At 71.6% G+C, this 18,990-nt stretch carries 15 protein-coding genes and 1 tRNA gene; 13 read left to right on the forward strand and 3 right to left on the reverse strand.

Features of this window, described 5'->3' with window-relative positions:
- Positions 1 to 51 precede the first annotated feature (51 nt).
- From murI to rdgB, 3 genes are all read left to right on the forward strand, one after another.
- Positions 52 to 891 carry a glutamate racemase gene (murI, locus tag ACXKZB_RS05865; protein WP_488825141.1) on the forward strand — a complete coding sequence of 280 codons (840 nt, stop codon included), beginning with the start codon at positions 52 to 54 and terminating at the stop codon, positions 889 to 891.
- A 74-nt stretch (positions 892 to 965) separates the two neighbouring features.
- Complete coding sequence (rph, locus tag ACXKZB_RS05870; RefSeq protein WP_488825142.1) at positions 966 to 1,697, forward strand: ribonuclease PH; 732 nt, start codon at positions 966 to 968, stop codon at positions 1,695 to 1,697.
- Positions 1,694 to 2,287, forward strand: a complete 594-nt coding sequence (gene rdgB, locus ACXKZB_RS05875) for an RdgB/HAM1 family non-canonical purine NTP pyrophosphatase (protein ID WP_123313367.1) — start codon at positions 1,694 to 1,696, stop codon at positions 2,285 to 2,287. Before rph ends, rdgB begins: the two co-directional genes overlap by 4 nt.
- Before the next feature lie 64 nt (positions 2,288 to 2,351).
- Here the strand turns inward: rdgB and ACXKZB_RS05880 are convergent, their stop codons facing one another.
- From ACXKZB_RS05880 to ACXKZB_RS05890, 3 genes are all read right to left on the reverse strand, one after another.
- On the reverse strand, positions 2,352 to 3,053 hold the full coding sequence (locus ACXKZB_RS05880) for a DedA family protein (RefSeq protein ID WP_123313368.1): 702 nt from the start codon (positions 3,051 to 3,053) through the stop codon (positions 2,352 to 2,354).
- 118 nt (positions 3,054 to 3,171) lie between these two features.
- Positions 3,172 to 3,252: transfer RNA gene (locus ACXKZB_RS05885), tRNA-Leu, on the reverse strand.
- Between the two features lie 369 nt (positions 3,253 to 3,621).
- Positions 3,622 to 4,914 carry an MFS transporter gene (locus ACXKZB_RS05890; protein WP_488825143.1) on the reverse strand — a complete coding sequence of 431 codons (1,293 nt, stop codon included), beginning with the start codon at positions 4,912 to 4,914 and terminating at the stop codon, positions 3,622 to 3,624.
- Positions 4,915 to 4,969: 55 nt separating this feature from the next.
- Here ACXKZB_RS05890 and mnmA point away from each other — a divergent pair, with 55 nt between their 5' ends.
- The 10 genes from mnmA (at position 4,970) to ACXKZB_RS05940 (ending at position 18,879) form a co-directional block, all read left to right on the forward strand.
- Positions 4,970 to 6,076, forward strand: a complete 1,107-nt coding sequence (gene mnmA / locus ACXKZB_RS05895; protein ID WP_488825144.1) for a tRNA 2-thiouridine(34) synthase MnmA — start codon at positions 4,970 to 4,972, stop codon at positions 6,074 to 6,076.
- Positions 6,077 to 6,142: 66 nt separating this feature from the next.
- On the forward strand, positions 6,143 to 8,476 hold the full coding sequence (ligA, locus tag ACXKZB_RS05900; RefSeq protein WP_488825146.1) for an NAD-dependent DNA ligase LigA: 2,334 nt from the start codon (positions 6,143 to 6,145) through the stop codon (positions 8,474 to 8,476).
- A gap of 181 nt (positions 8,477 to 8,657) precedes the next feature.
- Entirely contained in the window at positions 8,658 to 10,025 is a 1,368-nt protein-coding gene (locus ACXKZB_RS05905) for an alpha/beta hydrolase (protein ID WP_488825147.1), read from the forward strand.
- Positions 10,026 to 10,226: 201 nt separating this feature from the next.
- Positions 10,227 to 12,581, forward strand: a complete 2,355-nt coding sequence (locus ACXKZB_RS05910; RefSeq protein WP_488825148.1) for a transglycosylase domain-containing protein — start codon at positions 10,227 to 10,229, stop codon at positions 12,579 to 12,581.
- Between the two features lie 53 nt (positions 12,582 to 12,634).
- Positions 12,635 to 12,934: an Asp-tRNA(Asn)/Glu-tRNA(Gln) amidotransferase subunit GatC gene (gene gatC / locus ACXKZB_RS05915; protein WP_111085021.1), complete on the forward strand. Its 300-nt coding sequence runs from the start codon at positions 12,635 to 12,637 to the stop codon at positions 12,932 to 12,934.
- Positions 12,931 to 14,475: an Asp-tRNA(Asn)/Glu-tRNA(Gln) amidotransferase subunit GatA gene (gene gatA, locus ACXKZB_RS05920; RefSeq protein WP_222660047.1), complete on the forward strand. Its 1,545-nt coding sequence runs from the start codon at positions 12,931 to 12,933 to the stop codon at positions 14,473 to 14,475. The genes gatC and gatA overlap by 4 nt, the downstream gene beginning before the upstream one ends.
- Complete coding sequence (gene gatB / locus ACXKZB_RS05925; RefSeq protein WP_222660049.1) at positions 14,475 to 15,980, forward strand: Asp-tRNA(Asn)/Glu-tRNA(Gln) amidotransferase subunit GatB; 1,506 nt, start codon at positions 14,475 to 14,477, stop codon at positions 15,978 to 15,980. Before gatA ends, gatB begins: the two co-directional genes overlap by 1 nt.
- 97 nt (positions 15,981 to 16,077) lie before the next feature.
- Positions 16,078 to 17,157, forward strand: a complete 1,080-nt coding sequence (locus ACXKZB_RS05930) for a type III polyketide synthase (protein WP_488825149.1) — start codon at positions 16,078 to 16,080, stop codon at positions 17,155 to 17,157.
- On the forward strand, positions 17,154 to 17,876 hold the full coding sequence (locus ACXKZB_RS05935; protein WP_488825150.1) for a methyltransferase domain-containing protein: 723 nt from the start codon (positions 17,154 to 17,156) through the stop codon (positions 17,874 to 17,876). Before ACXKZB_RS05930 ends, ACXKZB_RS05935 begins: the two co-directional genes overlap by 4 nt.
- A 52-nt stretch (positions 17,877 to 17,928) precedes the next feature.
- Complete coding sequence (locus ACXKZB_RS05940; protein ID WP_456796575.1) at positions 17,929 to 18,879, forward strand: GlxA family transcriptional regulator; 951 nt, start codon at positions 17,929 to 17,931, stop codon at positions 18,877 to 18,879.
- Positions 18,880 to 18,990 lie beyond the last annotated feature (111 nt).

Below are 18,990 nucleotides of genomic sequence, written 5' to 3' on the forward strand. Positions count from 1 at the left end.
CGCGCTGGTCACCTCCCCGACACTACTGCGAGCGTCGGTACGCTGGTCACCGTGACGGATGCACCGATCGGAGTCTTCGACAGCGGGGTCGGCGGGCTCACGGTGGCCCGCGCGATCATCGACCAGCTGCCGCGCGAGAGCATCCGGTACGTCGGCGACACCGTGCACTCGCCGTACGGCCCGAAGCCCATCGCCGACGTCCGCCGCTACGCGCTCGAGGTCATGGACGACCTGGTCGAACAGGGCGTCAAGGCCCTCGTCATCGCCTGCAACACGGCGTCGTCCGCCGTGCTCCGCGACGCCCGCGAACGGTACGAGCAGGCGTACGGCATCCCGGTGGTCGAGGTCATCCAGCCCGCCGCCCGCGCCGCCGTGAAGCAGACCAGGACCGGGCGCATCGGCGTCATCGGCACGGTCGGCACCATCGCGTCGCGCGCCTACGAGGACGCCTTCGCGGTGGCCTCGGACGTCACCCTCGCCCTGGCGGCGTGCCCGCGGTTCGTCGAGTTCGTCGAGGCGGGGGACACCTCCTCGCCGGAACTGCGCGAGGTCGCCGCCGGGTACCTCGACCCGATCCGTACCGCCGACGTCGACACGCTCGTGCTCGGCTGCACCCACTACCCGCTGATGTCCGCGGCCATCCAGTACGTGATGGGCCCGGACGTCACCCTGGTGTCGAGTGCCGAGGAGACCGCGAGCGACGTCTACCGCCGGCTCGTCGAGCACGGCCTCGAACGCACCACCACCACCGCTCCGACGTACTCGTTCGAGTCGACCGGCGACGACGAGGACGGGTTCCTGCGGCTCGCCCGCCGGTTCCTCGGCCCCGAGATCGTCCGCGTCGGCCACCTCGAGACCGGCGCCATCACGCTGCCCCGTGGGCGGCCCTGAGCGGCGACCAGCCGCTCGCCGCCGCCCGCTCCGTCGAACCGCACCGCGCCTCCCGGCCGGACCGAAAGGACACCATGACCACCCGCATCGACGGCCGCCAGGCCGAGGAACACCGCCCCGTCACCATCGAGCGGGGCTGGAGCACGCAGGCCGAGGGCAGCGCGCTCATCTCGTTCGGCAACACCAAGGTGCTCTGCACCGCCTCGTTCACGAACGGCGTTCCCCGCTGGCTCGCCGGCAAGGGCACCGGCTGGGTCACCGCCGAGTACTCGATGCTGCCGCGCTCGACGAACGAGCGCATGCAGCGCGAGTCCATCAAGGGCAAGGTCGGCGGACGCACCCACGAGATCTCCCGCCTGATCGGGCGCTCGCTCCGCGCCGTGGTCGACACGAAGGCCCTCGGTGAGAACACCCTGGTCATCGACTGCGACGTGCTGCAGGCCGACGGGGGCACCCGCACGGCGTCGATCACCGGCGCCTACGTGGCGATGGTCGACGCGATCGAGTGGGGCCGCGGCAAGGGCTTCATCGCGAAGAAGGCCACCCCGCTCACCGACAGCGTGCAGGCGATCTCGGTCGGCATCGTCACGGGCGAGCCGATGCTCGACCTGGCGTACACCGAGGACTCCGCCGCCGACACCGACATGAACATCGTCACGACCGGGTCGGGGAAGTTCATCGAGGTGCAGGGCACCGCCGAGCACGCACCGTTCGACCGCGACGAGCTGAACGTCCTGCTCGACCTGGGCCTGGCCGGCAACCAGTCGCTCGCGTCGATCCAGCGTTCGGCCCTGGGCCTGGCGTGACGTCCCGCGAGGTGGTGCTCGCCACCCACAACCAGGGCAAGGTCGTCGAGCTGCGCGAGATCCTCGGGTCGGCGCTGGGCGAGGGCGTCGAGCTCGTCGGCTACGACGGCCCCGAACCGGTCGAGGACGGCGACACCTACGCCGCGAACGCCCTGATCAAGGCCCGTGCCGCGGTCGCCCACACCGGGCTGCCGGCGCTCGCCGACGACTCCGGCATCGCGGTCGACGCGCTCGACGGTGCCCCGGGCATCCACTCGGCGCGGTACGCGGGGACCCGGTCGGACGCCGACAACATCGCACTGCTGCTGCAGAACCTCGAGGGCGTCGTGGAGCGCACCGCCGCCTTCGTGTGCGCTGCCGCCTTCGTGACGCCCGACGGGTTCGAGCACGTCGTCGAGGCGGTGTGGAACGGCGAGGTGCTGACCGAACCCGTCGGCGACGGCGGTCACGGCTACGACCCGGTGTTCCGGCCGGACGACGCCGACCGCTCGTCGGCCGAGCTCACCCGCGAGGAGAAGAACGCGCTCTCGCACCGCAGCAAGGCGTTCCGCGGCATCGCGCCGATCGTGCGGGAGCACTTCGGGCTCTGAACCGCCCACCTGAAACGACGACAGGCCCACACCGAACGGTGTGGGCCTGTCGTGTTCGGTCCGGCTACAGCTGCGGGTCGACGGCCGGCGACTCGGCCTGGTGCTCGTGCTTCTTCGCCTTGCGGGCGTTCCGGATGTAGGTCAGCGCCATCGGCACGACGGTCACCAGGACGGCGGCGAGCAGGATGATGTCGATGTACTCGCGCACGATGTGGGCGACGAACGGGATGTGCCCGATGAAATACCCGAGGAACGTCACACCGACACCCCAGACGACGGCGCCGATCGCGTTGTAGAGCGAGTACTTCTTGTAGTCCATGCGGCCGACGCCGGCGGCGATCGGGGCGAAGGTGCGGACGACCGGCACGAAGCGCGCCAGGATCACCGCGAGCGGGCCGAACCGGTGGAAGAACGCGTTGGTCCGCTCGACGTTCGCCTTGGAGAACAGTCCGCTCTCCTTGCGCTCGAAGATCGGCGGACCGGCCTTCTTGCCGATGAAGTAGCCGAGCTCCCCGCCGAGGAACGCCGCGGCACCGATCATCAGCGCCGCGACCCAGATCGGGATGCCGCCGATCTCGCCGCCGCGGTCGAACGCGAAGAGGCCGGTGATGACGAGCAGGCTGTCGCCCGGGAAGATGAAGCCGATCAGCAGACCGGTCTCGGCGAAGACGATCGCACACACGACGAGCACGGCGACGGCCCCGAAGTGGTCGAGGATGTACTGCGGATCCAGCCATGGGATCAGGGCGAGTGCGACGGAGTGCATGTCTCTTCCGGTCGTGCAGATGCGGTGACGGGAGGGTCACCCGCACGACGAGGGTACCGTTCACCGATGTCGCCGACGTCCCTCGGCGGTATGAGATGCGCGAGCACGCAACCGTCCGTGCGGAAGGAGGGACTCGAACCCTCACGCCTGGGGCACAGGAACCTAAATCCTGCGTGTCTACCGATTCCACCACTCCCGCGAGCAGCGGCAGTCTACCGATCGGTCCCTGCTCGTCGGACGTCGGTGCGTGCGCACGATGCGCCGGACATCACCCGGTGCGGGCTTGCCCGCTCCGTGCGCCGCAGCAGGCGCGCACGGAGCGACCAGCGGGGTTGTGGGTGACCCCGTCGACACGGTGCGGTGTTCGTGACGGGGGTGCGTGGGGCCTCCCGGGCGGTGGTGCGCACGTGCGCACGGTGCGCCGGTCGTCACCCGGTGCGGGGTTGGTCGCTCCGTGCGCCGCAGTAGGCGCGCACGAAGCGGGGAACCTCGCACGGAGTCGCGGAACGCGCACGGTGCGCCGGCCGCGCGGCGCGCGGTACGCGGTACGCGGTACGCGCCGCGCGCGTCAGCGGAGCTGCCGCGGCAGGTACCGGGGGACGTAGCGCAGCAGCACGCCGGCGCCGATCAGGCCGAGCACGCCCATCACGCCGCTGGCCACAGCGATCGTCGCGACGGCCGTCACCCCCGAGATCACGAGCGGTGCCGCGGCCGACCCGAAGTCGCCGGTGAACCGCCAGGCTCCGAGGAAGGGCGCCGGGTCGTCGCGTGGGGCGAGGTCCGCGCCGAGCGTCATCAGGATGCCGGAGCCCACGCCGTTCGCGAGGGACATGCCCATCGCGATGCCGACGAACCAGCCGACGCGGGCGTCGAGGTGCCCGCTCCAGGCGAGCAGGAAGTAGCTGATGCTCAGCCCGAGCATGCAGGGGAGCGCACTCGCCAAGCGGCCCCAGCGGTCCATGATCTGGCCGCTCGTGTAGAACAGCGCGAAGTCGACGGCGCCGGCGATGCCGATGACCAGTGCCGCCGTCGAGTCGTCGAGCCCGATGCTCACCGCCCAGAGCGGCAGGATCACCTGGCGTCCGGCACGCATGGCGCCGATGAGCGCGGCGCCGCTGCCGAGCCGCAGCAGGACGGCGCCGTTCGCGCGGATGGTGCGGAAGAGCCCGTGCGCCTCCTTCTCGACGAAGACCGCTCCGGTGTCGGTGGACGGCTCCGTCACGCCGGTCGCGTCGGACCCCGACCGGGAGGCCCGTGGCGGCATCCGCAGACCGCGTGCGCCCGTCGCCGGGTCGCGCAGCACCAGGAGCACGGTCGCCGCCGCCAGGCAGCACACGACGTGGATCCAGAAGGCGCTGGCGGTGGTGCCGGTCAGGTGGATCACGCCGGCGGCGAGGAACGGCCCGACGAAGTACCCGAAGCGGAACACCCCGCCCAGGCTCGAGAGCGCCCGAGCGCGGATGCGGACGGGGATCGCCGTGGTCATGTAGGCGTGCCGGGCCAGTGCGAACACCGCGGTCGAGACACCGACCAGGAACACCCCGAGCGCCAGCACCCACGCGTTCGCCGCGGTCGTGCAGACGACGAGTCCGCCGACCGACACCAGGGCGGCGCCGATCATGGCGTTCCGCTCGCCGATCCGGGCGACGACGATGCCGGACGGCACGTCGCCGATGAGCTCGCCGACCAGGATGAGCGACGCGACGAAGCCCGCGAACGCCAGGGTCGCACCGAGGGAGTCGGCGGCGATCGGGATGATCGGGATGATCGCGCCCTCGCCGATCGCGAAGAGTGCCGCCGGCAGGAAGCCGGACAACAGGACGGACCGGAAGTCGAATGAGTCGTTCCCCGTCGTGGTCATCGCACCACAACGGTACGCCAGCGGTACCGCTTCGTCGGCGGGTTACCCTGGAGGCATGCGTGTTCTGGCGGCGATGAGCGGTGGGGTCGACTCGGCGGTGGCTGCTGCCCGGGCGGTCGACGCCGGGCACGACGTGGTCGGGGTGCACCTGGCGTTGAGCCGGATGCCGGGGACGCTCCGCACCGGCAGCCGCGGGTGCTGCACCATCGAGGACTCGATGGACGCCCAGCGCGCCGCTGCGGCCCTCGGCATCCCGTACTACGTGTGGGACTTCTCGGCCCGGTTCAAGGAGGACGTCGTCGACGACTTCGTCGCCGAGTACCAGGCTGGCCGAACCCCGAACCCCTGCATGCGGTGCAACGAGCGGATCAAGTTCGCCGCCCTGCTCGAGAAGGCCCTGGCCCTGGGCTTCGACGCCGTCGCGACCGGGCACTACGCCTCGATCGTCACCGGACCGGACGGCTCGCGCGAACTGCACCGGTCGGCCGCGTGGGCGAAGGACCAGTCCTACGTGCTCGGGGTCCTGACCGCCGAGCAGCTGCAGCACGCGATGTTCCCGCTCGGGGCGACCCCGTCGAAGGACGAGGTCCGGGCCGAGGCCGCCGAGCGCGGGCTGACCGTCGCGCAGAAGCCGGACTCGTACGACATCTGCTTCATCCCGGACGGCGACACCCGCGGCTGGCTGGCGGACCGCGTCGGCACCGCGCCGGGCGAGGTCGTCGAGCGTGACGGCACGGTCGTCGGCTCGCACGAGGGCGCGACCGGCTACACCGTTGGTCAGCGCCGCGGCCTGGCCCTCGGTCGCCCGGCACCGGACGGCAAGCCCCGGTTCGTGCTCGAGATCCGCCCGAAGGACAACACCGTCGTCGTCGGCCCGAAGGAGGCCCTCGCCGTCACCTCGATGTCCGGCTCGCGGTTCACCTGGGCGGGCACGGCCCCGGCCGACCCGGCGACGCCGTTCGCCTGCGACGTGCAGATCCGCGCGCACGCCGACCCGGTGCCCGCGACGGCCCGGGTGCAGGACGACGTGCTCGTGATCGACGTCGACGAGCCGCTGCACGGGGTCGCACCCGGGCAGACGGCCGTGGTCTACGTCGGCACGCGGGTCCTCGGCCAGTGCACGATCGACAACACCGTCAGCGCCGTCCCCGTCGACGCCTGACCCCGCCGCTCCCGGGGCACACGCTCGCTGCACGCCGCGTCGGTGGTGCACGGTAGAACTGATGCCATGAGCGAGACCGACGCCACGTTCGAGACCATCGACCCCGACGGGCTCGACGCCGCCCAGGCCGGGCGCGAGGTCGACCGGCTGCGGGCGCGCATCAACGAGCTGCGACAGGCCTACTACCAGGGCGAGAACGGTTCGCCGGAAGCCGATGCCGACTACGACGTGCTGGTCCGGCGGCTCGACGCGATCGAGCAGCGCTTCCCGGAGCTCCTGACCGAGGACAGCCCGACCCAGACCGTCGGCGGCCAGGCGCAGACCACGCAGTTCGCGCCGGTCGAGCACGCCGAGCGCATGCTCTCGCTCGACAACGTGTTCAGCCCCGACGAGCTCACCGAGTGGGCCGTCAAGGTGCAGCGCGACGCCGGTGCCGAGCGCGTCCGCTTCCTGACCGAGCTGAAGATCGACGGCCTCGCGATCAACCTGCGCTACGAGCACGGCCGGCTGGTGTCGGCGGCCACCCGCGGCGACGGCGTGGTCGGCGAGGACGTCACCGGCAACGTCCGGACGATGGGCACGATCCCGGACCGCCTGTCGGGCACCGGCCACCCGCCCCTGGTCGAGGTCCGCGGCGAGATCTTCTTCCCGGTCGCCGAGTTCGACGAGCTCAACGCGAACCAGCGCGAGGCGGGGGAGCGGGTCTTCGCCAACCCGCGCAACGCCGCCGCCGGGTCCCTCCGCCAGAAGGAAGAGGGCAAGTCCGAGGCGAAGCGCGCGCTCATGATCGACCGGCTCCGGCGGTTGCGGATGCTCGTGCACGGCATCGGCGCGTGGCCCGTGCGCGAACTCGAGCAGGAGACCGACGTCCGCTCGCAGTCCGAGGTGTACGAGCTGCTCGAGACGTGGGGGCTGCCGACGAGCAGCCACTACCGGGTCTTCGACACCATCGACGAGGTGAACGCCTTCGTCCGTTCGACGGGTGACCGCCGCGCCTCGGTCGAGCACCAGATCGACGGCGTCGTGATCAAGGTCGACGACCTCGCCCTGCACGAGGAACTCGGCTCGACGTCACGGGCACCCCGGTGGGCGATCGCCTACAAGTACCCGCCGGAAGAGGTCCACACGACGCTCACCGACATCGTGGTGAGTGTCGGCCGCACCGGTCGTGCGACGCCGTTCGCAGTGATGGCCCCGGCCGAGGTGGCCGGCTCGGTCGTGCGCCAGGCCACCCTGCACAACCAGCAGGTCGTCAAGGCGAAGGGCGTCCTGATCGGCGACACCGTCGTGCTGCGGAAGGCCGGCGACGTCATCCCCGAGGTCCTCGGGCCGGTCGTCGACCTGCGCGACGGCACGGAGCGCGAGTTCGTGATGCCGACGCACTGCCCGGAGTGCGGCACCGAGCTCGCCCCCGCGAAGGAAGGCGACATCGACCTCCGCTGCCCGAACGCGAAGAGCTGCCCGGCGCAGGTCCGCGGTCGTGTGGAGCACATCGCCTCGCGCGGCTCGCTCGACATCGAGGGCCTCGGCGAGGTCGCAGCCGCAGCGCTCACGCAACCGCTGCACCCGGAGACCCCGCCGCTCGTGACCGAGGCCGGGCTGTTCGACCTGACGATGCAGGACATCGTCCCGATCGAGGTGATCGTGCGCGACGCCGAGACCGGCATGGAGAAGGTCGACGACGCCGGCGCACCGAAGCGCGTGACCCCGTTCAGCCGGGCGCGCAAGAAGACCGACCCGCCGTTCGACGCCGACGCCCGCGGTGCCGACTACACCGGCGAGCCGAGCCGCTACCCCTCGAAGAACGCGTTCGAGATGCTCGCGAACATCGACGCGGCCAAGACGAAACCGCTCTGGCGCATCATGGTCGGGCTGAGCATCCGCCACGTCGGACCGGTCGCGGCGCGGGCGCTCGCGAACCACTTCGGTTCCCTCGACCGGATCCGCGCCGCCTCGCGCGAGGAGCTCGCCGCGGTCGACGGTGTCGGCGGGATCATCGCCGACGCCCTGCTCGCGTGGTTCGAGGTCGACTGGCACCGCGAGATCATCGACCGCTGGACGGCGGCGGGCGTGCAGTTCACCACGCCGGACCACCCCGGCCCCGGCGGTGCTGCGGTCGAGGGCGGTGTCCTGAGCGGTGTCACGGTCGTGGCCACCGGATCGCTCGAGGGGTACACGCGAGAAGGTGCGCTGGAGGCGATCATCACCGCCGGGGGCAAGGCGGCGTCGAGCGTGAGCAAGAAGACCGACTTCGTGGCCGCGGGCCCCGGGGCCGGTTCGAAGCTCACGAAGGCCGAGCAGCTGGGCCTCCGGATCATCGACGCCGAGCAGTTCCACCTGCTCGTGACCCAGGGCCCGAGCGCGCTCCCCGAACCCGAGGAGACCACGGCCGAGGGCTGAGCCCGACCGCGAGCACGCCGTCGACGTGTCCGCACGCCGCGGCGCGCCGTCCGACGCACCCAGTTCGGGGGACAAGTTGCACCGCGCATGACCGATCCTCGGGCTTTCTCCTTACACTCGACAGAGCATCACCCGTCGTCTGCAGGGGGGCGGCGGGACGGCCTTCCAGGGGGAGACCCGATTGCTGCTCATCGCCGCGGCTCTGCTCACCGCCTCGATGCACTCGCTCGGAGTGATCGAGGCCCCCGTCGCGCCTCCGTCCCACGCCACCACGGCCACCGTGACGGTCGCGCTGGTCTCCGAACGCCACGCGGTGCCCCAGCCGGTCATGACCGGGGGACAGATCGACGTCGACACCGTCGCGACCGCGCACGGACGCGCCTTCCTCGACGACCTCCGCACCCTCGGCGCCGGTGCCCTGCGCCGTGCCGCGGACGACCGACGCGTGGTGGCGACCGCACAGGACGACCCACCCGCCGCGGCCGTCGTCGCGCAGTGGTGGGCGGGGCTCGACGCCGACGAACAGGACACGCTCCTGGCGCACGCGCCCTCGATCGTCGGCAACCTCGAGGGCGTGCCCTACGCCGTGCGCGACCGGGCGAACCGGTCGACCCTGGCCAGCGGCCTCGCCGACCACGACACGACTGCCGCCCACGCCGCGATGCTCGGACAGGTACGGGACTCGCTGCGGCGCGAGCCCGGTGACCCGCAGCGGTTCCTCGTCACGCTCGACACCCGGGCAGCGGGACGAGCGGCGATCAGCATCGGCGACCTCGACACGGCGGCGGACGTCACCGTCATCGTGCCCGGGATGTTCTTCACCGTGACGGGGCAGATGGCCGACTTCACGAACACCGCCAACGACCTGGCGAGCGAGCAGGCGACCCTCGCACCGCTGGCAGCCGGTGGCTCCGGTGACGGGTCCGGCGTCGCCGTCGTGGCGTGGATGGGCTACCGCACGCCCGACCTGTCGAACATCATGTCGCTCAGCCTCGCCGACACCGGAGCACAGCGACTCGAGCGCACCGTCGACGGTCTGCGGCAGATCCGCGACGGCGACCAGCCCCGGCTGAACATCGTGGCGCACTCCTACGGGTCGACCACGGCGCTCATGGCGCTCGCCTCCGGACGGATGAGTGCCGACACCCTCACCGTCCTCGGGTCGCCGGGCAGCGACGTCCGGTCGTCGGCGGAGCTGGCCGTCGCCTCGGACGAGGTGTTCGTCGGCGTCGCGCACAGCGACCCGATCGCCGGGTCCGGGTACTACGGCACGGATCCCGGCGGTGCGTCCTTCGGCGCCACCGTGATGGACCTGGCCGGCGGGGCCGACGCGCTGGCCGCTGGCGACCTGTTCCGCCGTCCGGTCGGGCACAACGACTACCTCAGGCCAGGGACCGCGTCGCTGCACGACGTCGCCCTGATCGGCGTCGGCCGCGGCGACCTCGTCCGCGAGCAGGTCCGACGTGGCAGCACCGGTGGCGACGGCGTCGTCGGGGCGTCGATCGACATGTACCTGGTCCGTCCACAGGACCTGCAGCCGCGCGACTGACGTGGTGCGGCCCTGGGCGTGACCGGATCGTGACCGGTGGCCGACGCGCCGGGCGTGCGCCGGGCCTCCCGGTCGGATCCTTGACCGCGCGCGGATCGCGACCCGCGTCGGGTGGTGCCTGAGCGGCAACCTGAGCGACGGCGCAGCCTCAGTCGGTTCCACGGCAGAACCAGTACAGCCCGCCTCCCTACGGTTCGGGGCATGCGTGTGGTGCGATGGCCTGGTGCTCTCCTGATGTTCGTGGTGATGTCCGTGCTCGCCGGCATGCTCGTCGCCGTCGCGGTGACGCCGGCGGTCGCCGTCGCGGGTGAGAGCACCTCCGGAGCGGTCGCGTTCTTCGAGGACCTGCCGAGCTACCTCGACGTGCAGACGCCGCAGCAGGTCTCGTCGGTGTACGCGACGAAGGGCGGCAAGCAGGTCAAGATCGCGTCGTTCTACGCCGAGAACCGGACGAACGTCACGGCCGACCAGATGGCGGACACGCTCAAGCAGGCCGCGATCGACACCGAGGACCCCCGGTACTACGACGAGGGCGGCATCGACGTCCTCGGCACGCTGCGCGGAGTCGCCGCGACCGTGGTCGGCGGCGACGTCCAGGGCGGGTCGAGCATCACCCAGCAGTACGTCAAGAACGTCCTCGTGCAGCAGTGCGAGGAACTCACCGGCAAGGACCAGGCCGCCACGGCGAAGAAGGTGGAGGCCTGCTACCAGGACGCGGCCGGCGTCACCCCGCAGCGGAAGCTGCAGGAGATGCGGTACGCGATCGCCGTCAACAAGAAGTACTCGAAGGACGACATCCTGACCGGGTACCTGAACATCGTCGGGCTGGGCGGCCGGGTCTACGGCGCCGAGGCCGGTGCCGAGTACTACTTCGGGGTGCACGCGAAGGACCTGTCGCTCGTGCAGTCGGCGACGCTCGTGGCGATCCTCAACAACCCGTCGAACCTGCGCATCGACGTACCGAGCGACAAGGACAACGGCTCGGCCAACGGGTACGCGCTGACGAAGGAGCGCCGCGACTACGTGCTCCGCCGGATGCAGGCGCACGGGTCGATCACGAAGGCCGCGATGACGAAGGCGATCGCGACGCCGGTCACGCCGAAGATCACCGAGACCGCGAACGGCTGCTCGACCGCGGCGACGAACGAGGACGCCGGCTACTTCTGCGACTACGTCCGCGACCAGGTGCTGCAGGACCCGGCGTTCGGCAAGACCGCCGCGGCACGCATCGCGACCCTCGACACCAAGGGCCTGCAGATCCACACCTCGCTCGACCTCGACCTGCAGAGCCAGGCGCAGACCGCGCTGTCGACCTACGTGCCGTCCACGATGGCCGGCGTCGACGTCGGCGGCTCGAACGTCACCGTCGAGCCCGGCACCGGACGCATCATGTCGATGGTGCAGAACACGTCGTACACGCAGGGGGACAACGCCGCAGCGGGGTCGACCGCGGTGAACTACAGCGCGGACTCCGGGTACGGCAACTCCGGAGGGTTCCAGACGGGGTCCACCTACAAGGTGTTCACCCTGGCCGAGTGGCTCGCGACCGGCCACACCCTGTCCGAATCGGTGTCGACCACCGAGCACACCTTCCAGAACTCGGAGTTCACCAACTCCTGCCAGAACGTCAGTGGCGGGACGTGGCCCGTCGCGAACGCCGAGTCCGTGCCGGCGTCGATGACCGTGCAGGCCGCCACCGTCGAGTCGATCAACACCGCCTTCGGCGCGATGGGCAAGCAGCTCGACCTCTGCAAGATCGCGCAGCTCGCCCAGTCGATGGGGATCCACCGCGCCGACGGCGGTGCCCTCGGGCAGACCCCCTCGTCGATCCTCGGCGTCAACGAGCTGTCGCCGATCGACCTCGCCGAGGCGTACGCGGGCTTCGCGAACGGCGGTGTCGTCTGCACGCCGACCGCCATCGACTCGGTCACCGAGTCGGACGGCACCAAGATCACCCCGACGCCGTCGTCCTGCACCCAGGGCGTCTCGGCGGACGTCGCCGGCACCGTGGACTACGCGCTGCAGGGCGTGCTGTCGGGCTCGGGCACCGCCGCCAGTGCGAACCCGGGCGACAGCGTGCCGAAGTTCGCGAAGACCGGCACGACCGACGGCGACGTGCAGAACTGGCTCGTGGCGTCGTCGACGAAGTACACGAACGCCACCTGGATCGGCAACGTGCAGGGGAACGTGAGCCTGGCGAACTGGCCGTTCCTGCAGGGGACCACCGGGTACAGCGCGAAGTTCGGCGTCGGGAAGTCGATGATGGCGTACCTGGACCAGACGGTCGGTGGGGACGCGCTGCCCGCTCCGAGCCAGGCGATGATCGGGCAGGCCAGCCACTCGTCGCAGTCGCAGTCGCAGTCGCAGTCGCAGTCGCAGTCGCAGTCGCAGTCCTCGCAGTCGTCCTCGGGATCCTCGTCTGGACAGGGAGCCTCGCAGGCTGACCAGACGACGCCGACCACGCCGACGCAGCCGACTGCTCCTTCCGCTCCGGCAGCACCGGCGGCTCCCGCCGCCACGGCGGCTCCGGCAGCGGGCGACCAGAACGGGAAGTGACTGCTCGGGCCAATAGACTGTCGGACATCCCACGAACCGATCGACGGAGCACCATGCCTGACATCACGAGCGAGCAGGTCGCGCACCTGGCGAACCTCGCGCGTATCGCACTCACGCCCGACGAGATCGAGAAGCTGACCGGGGAGCTGTCGCACATCGTCGAGAGCGTCGCCAAGGTCGCCGAGGTCGCGACCGACGACGTCCCGCTGACGAGCCACCCCGTGCCGCTCGGCAACGTCACCCGACCCGACGTCGTCGGCCAGACGCTGACACAGGAGCAGGCGCTCTCCGGGGCGCCCGACTCCGACGGCGAACGGTTCCGAGTGACCGCGATCCTGGGAGAAGAACAGTGACCGACATCACGCGCATGAGCGCCGCAGCGCTCGCCGACGCCCTCGTGGCACGCGACGTCTCGAGCGTCGAGGCCACGCAGGCCCACCTCGACCGCATCGCCGCGGTCGACGGCGACGTGCACGCCTTCCTGCACGTCAACCAGAACGCCATCGCGGTCGCGAAGTCGATCGACTCGCGCCGTTCGGCCGGCGACGACCTCGGGCCCCTCGCCGGTGTCCCGATCGCGATCAAGGACGTCTTGTGCACGCAGGACATGCCGACGACCTCGGGCTCGAAGATCCTCGAGGGCTGGGTGCCGCCGTACGACGCCACCCCGGTCGCCAAGCTCCGTGCCGCCGGCCTCGTGCCGCTCGGCAAGACCAACATGGACGAGTTCGCGATGGGCTCGACCACCGAGTTCTCGGCGTACGGTCCGACCCACAACCCGTGGGACCTCGACCGCATCCCCGGCGGCTCCGGCGGTGGCTCGGCCGCTGCCGTCGCCGCGCACGAGGCACCCATCGCGCTCGGTTCCGACACCGGCGGCTCGATCCGCCAGCCGGGAGCCGTCACCGGCACCGTCGGCGTGAAGCCGACCTACGGCGGGGTGAGCCGCTACGGCGCGATCGCCCTGGCGTCCAGCCTCGACCAGATCGGCCCGGTCGCGCGCACCGTCCTCGACGCCGCGCTCCTGCACGACGTCGTCGGCGGGCACGACCCGCGCGACTCCACCTCGATCCCCGACGCCTGGCCGTCGATGGCCGCCGCCGCTCGCGAAGGGCTACAGGCGGACACGCTGCGCGGCCTGCGCGTCGGCGTGGTCAAGGAGCTCGCCGGTGGCGACGGCTTCCAGGCCGGGGTCACCCAGCGCTTCCAGGAGACCGTCGCCCTGCTCGAGTCGGCCGGTGCGGTCGTCGTCGAGATCGACGCCCCGTCCTTCGCCTACGCGATCAGCGCCTACTACCTGATCCTGCCGGCCGAGGCCTCGTCGAACCTGGCGAAGTTCGACTCGGTGCGCTTCGGACTCCGGGTCACGCCCGAGAACGGTGCCACCGTCGAGGACGTCATGGCCGCCACGCGCGAAGCCGGGTTCGGGCCCGAGGTGAAGCGTCGCATCATCCTCGGCACCTACGCCCTGAGCGCCGGGTACTACGACGCGTACTACGGCTCGGCGCAGAAGGTCCGCACGCTCGTGCAGCGGGACTTCCAGGCCGCCTTCGAGCAGGTCGACCTGCTCATCAGCCCGTCGGCCCCGACGACCGCGTTCCCGATCGGTGAGCGCATCGACGACCCGCTCGCGATGTACCTCAACGACCTCACCACGATCCCCGCGAACCTGGCGGGCGTGCCCGGCATGAGCATCCCGAACGGCCTGGCGCCCGAGGACGGCCTGCCCGTCGGCGTGCAGCTCATGGCCCCGCAGCGCGAGGACGCCCGCCTGTACCGCTACGGTGCGGCGCTCGAGCGTCTGCTCGAGCAGCAGTGGGGTGCCCCGCTCATCGACCGGATCCCGGACCTCGACCAGAGTCAGCAGTCGGCTGCGCAGGAAGGTGTGATCTGATGGCGCAGAAGGACGCGCTCATGGACTTCGACGAGGCACTGGAGCGCTACGAGCCGGTTCTCGGCTTCGAGGTGCACGTCGAGCTCGCGACGAAGACCAAGATGTTCTCGGACGCACCGAACTTCTTCGGTGGCGAGCCGAACACGAACGTGACGCCGGTCGACCTCGGGCTGCCCGGGTCGCTGCCGGTCGTGAACGCGCAGGCCGTGCGGTACTCGATCCAGCTCGGGCTCGCGCTCGGCTGCTCGATCGCCGAGTCGTCGCGGTTCGCCCGGAAGAACTACTTCTACCCGGACAACCCCAAGAACTACCAGGTCTCACAGTTCGACGAGCCCATCGCGTTCGAGGGCGAGGTCGAGGTCGAACTGGCGGACGGCACGATCTTCAACGTGCCGATCGAGCGCGCCCACATGGAAGAGGACGCCGGCAAGCTGACGCACGTCGGCGGTGCCACCGGCCGCATCCAGGGCGCCGAGTACTCGCTCGTCGACTACAACCGCGCCGGGGTGCCCCTGGTCGAGATCGTCACGAAGCCGATCTTCGGCGCCGAGCACCGCGCTCCCGAGCTCGGTGCCGCGTACGTGCAGGTCATCCGCGACCTCGTCCGGGCACTCGGGGTCTCCGAGGCCCGCATGGAACGCGGCAACCTGCGCTGCGACGCCAACATCTCGCTGCGCCCCCGCGGCCAGGAGAAGCTCGGCACCCGCACCGAGACGAAGAACGTCAACTCGTTCCGTGCCGTCGAGCGTGCGATCCGCTACGAGATCCAGCGCCAGGCCGCGATCCTCGCCGACGGCGGCACCATCACGCAGGAGACCCGCCACTGGCACGAGGACACCGGCCGCACGTCGGCCGGCCGTCCGAAGTCGGACGCCGACGACTACCGCTACTTCCCCGAGCCCGACCTGCTGCCGGTCGTGCCGGACCCCGCGGTCGTCGAGGAACTCCGCGCGTCCCTGCCCGAGGCGCCGGTGGCTCGCCGCCGCCGTCTCAAGGGCGAGTGGGGCTTCGCCGACCTGGAGTTCCAGGACGTCGTGAACGGCGGGCTGCTCGACCAGGTCGAGGGCACCGTCGCCGCCGGAGCCGCGCCGCAGGCCGCTCGCAAGTGGTGGACCGGTGAGATCAGCCGCGTCGCGAACGCGCAGGACGCCGAGCCCGGCGACCTCGTGTCGCCGCAGCACGTCGCCGAGGTCATCGCGCTCGTCGAGTCCGGTGACCTGACCGACCGCCTGGCCCGCCAGGTACTCGAGGGCGTCATCGCCGGCGAGGGCTCGCCGGCCCAGGTCGTCGAGGCCCGCGGGCTCAAGGTCGTGTCCGACGACTCGGCGCTCACCGCCGCGGTCGACGAGGCGCTCGCCGCGCAGCCCGACGTGCTCGCCAAGATCCAGGACGGCAAGGTCCAGGCCGCCGGCGCCATCATCGGCGCCGTCATGAAGGCCATGAAGGGCCAGGCGGACGCCGCCCGCGTGCGCGAGCTGGTGCTGGAGCGCGCGCAGCAGTCGTAGACGGGATCCGTTGACGGACAGGAGGCGCGGTGCCGGCTGGCACCGCGCCTCCCGTCGATCCTGGGGACGCGTCAGCGACCCGGTGACAGGATGAGTCGTGTCCGCAACGATCCGCGCCATCGGAACCGCCGTCCCGGAGACGACGCTCGAGCAGGCTGCGGTGCGGGATCTCTTCGCCGCGCAGCCCGAGCTCGGTCGTCTCGGTCGGCGGCTCGTCCCCGCAGCCTTCGACGCCTCGGCGGTCGACCACCGGCACACCGTGCTGGACGAGCTCGACCGCGAACGAGCCGCCGGCGCCTTCCGTGACGCGGACGGCGCCCTCCACTCGCCGTCGACCGGCACCCGCAACGACCGGTACCGCGAGCTCGCACCGGCGCTGTTCGTCGACGCCGCTCGTGACGCCCTCGACCGTGCGGACGTGGACGCCGCCTCGGTCACGCACGTCGTCACGGTGTCGTGCACGGGCTTCACGCAACCCGGTCCGGACCTGGACATCGTGACCGCGCTCGGGCTGCCGCGCGCCGTCTTCCGCCACCACATCGGGTTCATGGGCTGCTGTGCGGCGTTCCCGGCCCTGCGGATCGCCGCCGCGTTCGCCGAGGCCGACCCGGGCGCCGTCGTGCTGGTCGTCTGCGCCGAACTCTGCACCCTGCACGTCCGCGCGAGCGACGACCCCGACCAGATCGTCGCCAACAGTGTCTTCGGCGACGGCGCCGCGGCCGCCGTCGTCACCGCCGACGGTCCCGGCCTGCGCCTCGACGCGTTCGCCACCGCCGTCGTGCCCGAGAGCGCCGGCGAGATGGCGTGGAACATCGGCGACGAGGGCTTCGAGATGGTCCTGAGCACCGCCGTGCCCAAGCTCGTCGGCACGAGCGTCGCCGAAGCCGTCGCGTCGCTGCTCGACGGTCCCGCCGCCGACGTGCCGGTGTGGGCCGTGCACCCCGGTGGCCGCGCGATCCTCGACCGGGCCCAGCAGGCGCTCGACCTGCCGGACGCGGCGATCGCTGCGAGCCGCACGGTCCTGCGCGACCACGGGAACATGTCGAGTGCGACCGTGCTGTTCGTGCTCCGCGAAGCCGTCGACGCCGGCGTCCCGGACGGGGCACCCGTGGTGGCGCTCGCCTTCGGCCCCGGACTCACCGTCGAGAGCGCGCGACTGACCATGGTGCGCACGTGAGCCGTCCCGACGGCGGCTCCACGGGCCTCCCGGTCCTCGACCTGCGCACCCGTGCGCTCGACCTGACCGAGCTCATGGACGACCCGGACTGCGATCCGCGCGCGCTGGCGCGCACCTTCCGGCGGTTCGCGCTCGTCAACGCCCTGGTGAGCGGGTGGCGATCGGCGTGGCGGACGCACGTCGTGCCGGCCCTGCCGGTCACCGGCCGCGGACGGGTGCTCGACCTCGGGTGCGGTGGCGGCGACCTGGCCCGGGCCGTCGTGCGGTGGGCGGCGAGCGACGGGTTCGACGTCGAGGTCGTCGGGGTCGACCCGGACCCGCGGGCGATCGACGCCGCGAACCGACGGGCGCCGCGGGGCGTCAGCTTCCGGCAGCAGTCGAGCGGTGACCTGGTGGCGGCGGGGGAGCGGTTCGACGTCGTCGTGTCGAACCACGTGCTGCACCACCTGGGAGACGACGAGCGGACGGGCTTCCTCGCCGACTCCGCTGCGTTGGCGTCGGGCCGCAGCGTGCACTCGGACATCCGTCGGTCGCGGGAGGCGTACCGCGCCTACGCGCTGGCGTCGCCGTTGGTGTCCGCGGGGACCTTCGTCCGGGTCGACGGTCTGCGGTCGATCCGCCGGTCCTTCACCCTGGCGGAGCTGCGGGACACGTTGCCGAGCGGGTGGCGGGCGGAACGGGCATCGCCGCACCGGGTGCTGGCGGTCCGCGACGCCTGACGCTCAGGGCGGCTCCGCCAGCCGGCCTATCGCGTCCGCTAGCGTCGACGGCATGGCTGCGTCCGCACTGCACCGCGTCGCGGTCCTCGTGCTCGACGGGGCGAAACCGCTCGACGTCGGGATCCCCGCGCAGGTGTTCTCGAACCGCCCGAGCATGCCCTACGAGGTGCGGGTGTGCGGGCCCCGGGCCGGTCGGATCACCGGCGGCGACGGGCTGGCCTACGCGGTCGACCACGGGCTGGAGGCACTGGACTGGGCCGAGACCGTCTTCGTGCCCGGCTACCGCCGACCGTCGGACTCGGCGCCGCCGGCCGACGTCGTCGCGGCACTGGCTCGGGCGCACGACCGCGGCGTCCGCATCGCGGCGATCTCCACCGGGGCGTTCGCGCTCGCGGCCGCCGGGCTGCTCGACGGACGCCGGGCGACGACGCACTGGCACTACACGCGGGTGCTCCGTGAGCGGTACCCCGAGGTGGACGTCGACGAGGACGTGCTGTTCGTCGACGCGGGCTCGGTGCTGACCAGCGCGGGAGCCGCGAGCGGGATCGACCTGTGCCTGCACATCGTCCGGCAGGACCACGGCGTGGCGCTGTCGAACCACGTCGCCCGACGGCTCGTCAGCGCCCCGTACCGCAGCGGCGGCCAGGCCCAGTACGTGCCGCGCAGCGTGCCGGAGCCGCTCGGGGACGTGTTCGCGGACACCCGGGAGTGGGCGCTCCGGCACCTCGCCGAGCCGCTGACGCTCGAGGCGCTCGCACGGAACGCCACGGTGTCGGCACGGACGTTCTCGCGCCGGTTCGTGGAGGACACCGGGTACACGCCGATGCAGTGGGTGCTGCGGGCGCGCGTGGACCTCGCCCGGGAACTCCTGGAGCAGTCGGACCTCGGCATCGACCAGGTGGCCGATCGGGCGGGCCTCGGCTCCGACGCGAACCTGCGGACGCACTTCCGGCGGATCCTCGGGACGTCGCCCACCGAGTACCGACGGACGTTCCAGGACTGACCGCGCCGTCGCGGCCGTGGTGGCGACATCCTTTCGAACGCTGGCTTCCCTGCCACTGGAGCCGTGCCTCCCGGCCCGTGAGCATGGAGCACGGAACGAAAGGAACCCCAC

Source organism: Curtobacterium sp. ABR8 (assembly GCF_057812125.1).